Below are 2,748 nucleotides of genomic sequence, written 5' to 3' on the forward strand. Positions count from 1 at the left end.
AATCCAATGGCGACTGAGCATTGTAGTAGTCTTTAAACAACACTCCGCCCAAGGTAAAGCCGATGGACAATGCCAAGAAATTCAAAGCAACCATTTGTGTTTTGAACATGCTCGGTGCGATTTTGGTAGAAAACGACAGCGAAATCGGCGACAGCATCAGCTCGCCTATCGTAATCGCCAGCAACACCAGCATAAACACGATAATCGGCATCGGGGTTCCGGATGAAATATACGGAATAAAACTCAAATAAGAGACGCCGGTTACCAACATGGCCAGTGCAAACTTCAACGGCGTTTTAGGTTGGCGTTTGCCCATTTTCGTCCACACCGCCGCCATCACGCCGGAAAAGAGGACCACCCACATGGCCTGTATCGAATCTTTCCATGAAACAGGCACGGTAAAGCCGAAGAAAGTACGGTCCACCGTTTCGTCAAAATAAACCGTTGCAACGGTGTACACCTGAAACCAAACCGCCCAGAACATACAAATGGTCAAAAACAGCGGAATATAGGCCACAATATAGCGTTTATTGGCCGCTTCAACCTGGCTGCTGCCCAGCAGGCGTGCAAAATAAGCGATAACGGTAATAATGACCACGCCTAAAAGCCAGCGTGAAAAGTTCTCAAGATTGAGCGCGCCGGAAGCAATCACGCTGCTCAACACCAAAACCAGCAACACACCGACAGCTATTGCAGTCTGTACCTTTTCAGGGCGCAACGGATTGGGAGCCGGCGTATGCGGCAGGTTTTTACGGCCGCGCGAATACCACAGCAGGCCAAATGCCATACCGACGGCCGCCGCGGCGAAACCGTAATGGAATCCCATTCTGTCTTGCAAAATACCGGTCAACAAAGGGCCTAAGAAACCGCCGATATTGATGGAAATATAGAAAATAGAGAAACCGGCATCGCGCAATTCGCGCAGGTCGTCCCGTTCATACAAAGAGCCGACCATCGAACCGGCAGACGATTTCACGCCGCCGCTGCCCAGCGCGATAAACACCAAGCCCAGCAGCAATCCCATCAAACCCGGCACAATCGCCAATAAAATATGGCCGGTCATCACGACGATGCCGGCGATAAACAGGGTACGCTCCGCGCCCCAAATGCGGTCGGCCAACCATGCGCCGAGAATCGTGGACAGGTAAACGCTGCCGCCGTACGCGCCGACAATGCCACCGGCCAAGGCTTTATCCATACCCAAACCGCCTTGATTCGCGGCGTAATATAGATAAATCAGCAGGATGCCCTGCATACCGTAGAAGGAAAAACGCTCCCACAGCTCAATATGGAATAGGGTGGATAATTGCAAAGGATGGCCGAAGAAAGTTTTCTCGGCAGAAGACAGCTTTTGACCGGACATTTAATAAGTTCTCCTAATATATCGGACAGGATCAGGCTTCAGACGGCCTATTGCACCTACCAATCATTTTTATAGAAACTATATATTACCGCCAATCTTTGCATTTGCAAAACATGTTTTAATATTTGCAAAATAATGTTTCTTTCAAACTGAAAAATGCCGTCTGAAATCTTTCAGACGGCATTTTATGTTTTACGGTTTATACGCCTTGTTTCAGGCTGGCTTCGATGAAGCCGTCCAAGTCGCCGTCCAATACGGCTTTGGTGTTGCCGACTTCGTAGCCTGTACGCAAGTCTTTGATGCGTGAGGAGTCCAAAACGTATGATCGGATTTGGCTGCCCCAACCCACATCGGATTTGCCTTCTTCCAACGCCTGTTTCTCTTCGTTGCGTTTGCGCATTTCCAATTCGTACAGTTTGGATTTCAACATTTCCATCGCAGCAGCTTTGTTGGCGTGTTGCGAGCGGTCGTTTTGACATTGCACTACAATCCCTGTCGGCTCGTGGGTAATACGCACGGCGGAGTCGGTTTTGTTAATGTGCTGACCGCCGGCACCCGATGCGCGGTAAGTGTCGATGCGCAAATCGGCAGGGTTGATTTCGATTTCGATGGAATCGTCGATTTCGGGGTAAACAAACACGGATGAAAAAGACGTATGGCGTTTGTTGTTGGAGTCAAACGGTGAGTAACGAACCAAGCGGTGAACGCCGGTTTCGGTACGCAGTAGGCCGTAGGCGTATTCGCCTTCCACGCGGATGGTGGCGCGGTTGATGCCTGCGATTTCGCCGTCGTCTTCTTCAAGGATTTCGATTTTGAAGCCTTTGCGCTCGGCGTAGCGGCTGTACATGCGGAACAGCATGCCCGCCCAGTCTTCGGCTTCAGTACCGCCTGCGCCTGCGGTGATGTCGATAAAGCAGTTGTTCGGGTCGGCAGGCTGGTTGAACATTCGTTTGAATTCGAGGTCGGCCATTTGTTTTTCCAAACCGGCCACATCTTCCTGTACGGCGGCGAAACCTTCTTCGTCATTTTCTTCGACGGCCATTTCAATCAGCATGCGGTTGTCTTCGATGCCTGTGGCGATGTTGTCGAGGGTTACCACGATGCCTTCGAGGATCTTGCGCTCTTTGCCGATTTCTTGGGCGCGTTTGGGGTCGTTCCAAAGTTCCGGATCTTCGGAGAGGCCGACGACTTCTTCAAGGCGGTCTTTTTTGCCTTGATAGTCCATATAGACGCGGATGTCTTCGCTGCGCTTCTCCAAGTCGTTTAGGGTGTTGTTAAGCTGGTTGATTACTTCGGCTTCCATGATTCTTGTGTTCTTTCAAAATTTTAGGGGCGTATTGTAAGGGATTTGCCTGTTTTTTTCCATGACCGGGCCGTCTGAAAAT

Annotated in this window: 2 protein-coding genes; both read right to left on the reverse strand. The window is 50.4% G+C overall.

Translation table 11 applies throughout. The features are described 5' to 3' along the window. A partial coding sequence (locus ACTHUE_RS14700) for an oligopeptide:H+ symporter (RefSeq protein WP_440423870.1) occupies positions 1-1,363 on the reverse strand: 1,363 nt, incomplete at its 3' end. 199 nt (positions 1,364-1,562) lie between these two features. Then, positions 1,563-2,666: a peptide chain release factor 2 gene (prfB, locus tag ACTHUE_RS14705; RefSeq protein WP_003681666.1), complete on the reverse strand. Its 1,104-nt coding sequence runs from the start codon at positions 2,664-2,666 to the stop codon at positions 1,563-1,565. Positions 2,667-2,748 lie beyond the last annotated feature (82 nt).

Source organism: Neisseria sp. P0021.S005, assembly GCF_051956955.1.

Bases quoted from the DNA above. Each gene is read 5' to 3' on its own strand.
- prfB (WP_003681666.1), bottom strand. From the start codon at position 2,666: ATGGAAGCCGAAGTAATCAACCAGCTTAACAACACCCTAAACGACTTG.